Below are 3,249 nucleotides of genomic sequence, written 5' to 3'. Positions count from 1 at the left end.
GCCGCGCCGCGGTTCGTGCGCGAGACCGCCGAGTCGGTGCGGCGGATCCGACCGCGGCGGGGGATCTGCTCAAGGGCTGTTCGGGGGCATTCAGGTTGAGTACCAGGGGGTAGCGATCGGGCGTTGAGGATGAGCAGCTGGTCGGCCGGTCGTGGCTGGTTTGGTGCTTGCGGTGCCGGGGCGGCACGGTGATCACGTCGTTGTAGGCGACGGCCCTCCCGGTGTCTCTGGCAGAGTCTTGCGGGAGGGCCGTCTGTGCGCGCTGGGAGGCGCAGTGGTCACGGTAGAGGCGGATGTCGATCGAGTCGAGCGCAGGTTGGCGGCGGGCGAGCTGAGCTGCCCGGCATGTAGTGGGGTGTTGGCGGGCTGGGGGCGGGCCAGACCGCGAGAGCTTCGAGGTACGGACGGGCCGGTGCGGTTGTGTCCTCGCCGGTCGCGGTGCGCAGGCTGTGGGGCCACGCATGTGTTGTTGCCCGTGACGGCGCTGCTGCGCCGCGCCGACGCGGCGGCGGTGATCGTGTCCGCGTTGGTGGCCAAGGCGGTGCGCCGGGTGGGGTTTCGCCGGGTCGCCGCTGAGTTGGCCCGTCCGGCGGAGACGGTGCGGGGCTGGCTGCGCCGCTTCGGCGAGCGGGTCGAGGCGGTGCGGTCGGTGTTCACGGTGTGGCTGCGTGCGGTGGATGCCGATCCGGCGATGCCGGATGCGGCCTGCTGCGGGTTCGTCGACGCGGTGACGGCGATCGCCGCGCTCGCGGCGGCCATCGGGCGCCGGTTCGTGCTGTCCACGGTGTCGCTGGCCGAGACCGCGGTGGCGGTGTCGGGTGGGCGGTTGTTGGCGTCGGGCTGGCCCGACCCGGCAGCGCAACACGAACCGACCCTGCCGGTGAGGCCGATCACGCCGTAAACCTGTGCGCTGTCAGGTGTTTGACAGACAGCAAGGGAGGTTGCCGGTGGTCGGCGATGATGAGGTGAAGGTGCGGTCCGAGCGGGCCCGGGCGATCGGGCTGTTCCGGTACCAGTTGATCCGGGAGGCCGCCGATGCGGCGCACTCCACCAAGGAACGCGGCAAGATGGTGCGCGAGTTGGCCTCGCGCGAGCACACCGACCCGTTCGGGCGGCGGGTGCGGGTCAGCCGCCAGAGCATTGATCGCTGGATCAGGGACTGGCGCGCCGGCGGGTTCGACGCGCTGGTACCCCACGCGCGTCAATGCACGCCGCGCACCCCGGAGGAGGTGTTGGAGTTGGCGGTGGCGCTGCGGCGGGAGAACCCGCAGCGCACCGCTGCGGCGATCCGCCGGATCCTGCGGACCCAGCTGGGCTGGGCTCCCGACGAACGCACGCTGCAACGTAACTTTCACCGGCTCGGCCTCATCCATGCGGCCGCGGGGTCGACGCCGGTGTTCGGGCGGTTCGAGGCCGAGCACCCCAATGACCTGTGGACGGGGGATGCGTTGCACGGCATACGCATTCAACTCCGTAAGACGTACTTGTTCGCGTTTTTGGACGATCATTCCCGGCTGTTGCCGGGCTATCGGTGGGGCTATGCCGAGGACACCGTGCGGCTAGCCGCCGCGTTGCGGCCGGCGCTGGCCTCCCGCGGTGTCCCCAAGGCGATCTACGTTGACCGCGGCTCGGCGTTCGTCGATGAATGGCTGCTGCGGGCCTGCGCGAAACTCGGTGTGCGCCTGGTGCATTCGACACCATACCGGCCGGAAGGCCGCGGAAAGGTAGAAAGATTCTTCAGGACCGTGCGTGATCAGTTCCTGGTCGAGATCACCGGCGAGCCCGACACCATCGGCCGCCACTATGTCACCGACCTGGACGAGTTGAATCGGCACTTCGCGGCCTGGACCGAAACGGTCTACCACCGCACGATCCATTCCGAAACCGGGCAAACCCCGCTGCAGCGCTGGTCAGCCCCTGGGCCGGTCGCGCTGCCCGCACCCGAAGTGCTCACCGAGGCGTTCCTGTGGGAGGCGCATCGCCGGGTGACCAAGACCGCCACCGTGTCGCTACACGGCAATTCCTACGAGGTCGACCCGGCATTGGTCGGACGCAAGGTCGAGTTGGTGTTCGATCCGTTCGACCTGACCCGCATCGAGGTTCGCCTGGCCGGCGTGCCGATGGGGCCGGCGATCCCGCACCACATCAGCCGCCACTCCCATCCCAAGGCCAAACCCGAAACCCCGAACACGCCACCGCAACCGTCCGGTATCGACTACGCGCAGCTGATCGAGACCGCGCACGCGGCCGAACTGGCCCGCGGCGTCAACTATGCCGCCCTCACCGGGGCCAGCGACCCAATCCCCGGCCAGCTCGACCTGCTCACCGGACAGGAGGTCGCACCCCGATGATGGAATTGATCTCGTACTTCGGTTTTTCCCGGATGCCGTTCGGCCGCGATCTGGCCCCTTCCATGCTGCACCGCCATGCCGCGCACAACGAAGCGGTCGCCCGCATCGGCTGGTGCATCGCCGAACGGCGCATCGGCGTGATCACCGGCGAAGTCGGTGCTGGCAAGACCGTGGCCGTGCGTGCCGCGCTGGCCGCCCTGGACCGCAGCCGCCACAGCATCATCTACCTGCCCGACCCCACCGTCGGGGTCCGCGGCATCCACCACCGCATCGTCGCCTCCCTCGGCGGCCAACCCCTCACCCACCACGCCACCCTGGCACCCCAGACCGCCGACGCGCTGGCCGCCGAACACGCCGAGCGTGGACGAACAGCAACCGTCGTGGTTGAGGAGGCCCACCTCTTGGGTCACGACCAATTGGAGGCCATCCGCCTACTCACCAACCATGATCTCGATTCGTCGAGCCCGTTCGCCTGCCTGCTCGTCGGGCAACCCACCCTGCGGCGGCGGATGAAACTCGGCGTGCTGGCCGCACTCGACCAACGCATCGGGCTGCGCTACACGATGGCGCCCATGACCGACAAAGAAACCACCAGCTACCTACGCCACCACCTGGCGCTGGCCGGGCGCGACGACACGTTGTTCTCCGACGACGCCGTCCGATTGATCCACCAAACCAGCCGCGGCTACCCCCGTGCGGTCAACAACCTCGCACTACAAGCCCTCGTCGCCGCGTTCGCCGCCAACAAGGCCATCGTCGACGAATCCTCCACCCGCACAGCCATCGCCGAAGTCACGGCAGACTGAACACCACCCCGACACCCTGAGCACCACCGACCCCGCCGGAATCAACCGGCGGGGTCATTTCATACCCACACATCCTCACCGCCAATGCCGCC

Annotated in this window: 3 protein-coding genes; all 3 read left to right on the top strand. The window is 68.9% G+C overall.

Features of this window, described 5'->3' with window-relative positions:
* Positions 1-274: 274 nt before the first annotated feature.
* From VML93_RS37440 to VML93_RS37430, 3 genes are read left to right on the top strand one after another with little or no spacing between them, the layout of a single operon-like run.
* On the top strand, positions 275-901 hold the full coding sequence (locus VML93_RS37440) for a hypothetical protein (protein ID WP_325618761.1): 627 nt from the start codon (positions 275-277) through the stop codon (positions 899-901).
* A 46-nt stretch (positions 902-947) separates the two neighbouring features.
* Positions 948-2,351 (top strand): DDE-type integrase/transposase/recombinase, encoded by a 1,404-nt coding sequence (locus VML93_RS37435; protein ID WP_325618759.1) that lies wholly within the window; start codon positions 948-950, stop codon positions 2,349-2,351.
* Complete coding sequence (locus VML93_RS37430; protein WP_325618757.1) at positions 2,348-3,157, top strand: ExeA family protein; 810 nt, start codon at positions 2,348-2,350, stop codon at positions 3,155-3,157. The genes VML93_RS37435 and VML93_RS37430 overlap by 4 nt, the downstream gene beginning before the upstream one ends.
* The last annotated feature ends 92 nt before the right edge of the window (positions 3,158-3,249 follow it).

It is taken from the genome of Mycobacterium sp., assembly GCF_035499775.1.
Taxonomy (GTDB): domain Bacteria; phylum Actinomycetota; class Actinomycetes; order Mycobacteriales; family Mycobacteriaceae; genus Mycobacterium.
Note: the sequence above shows the minus strand (reverse complement) of the source record. Positions and strands in the feature narration are given on the sequence as shown.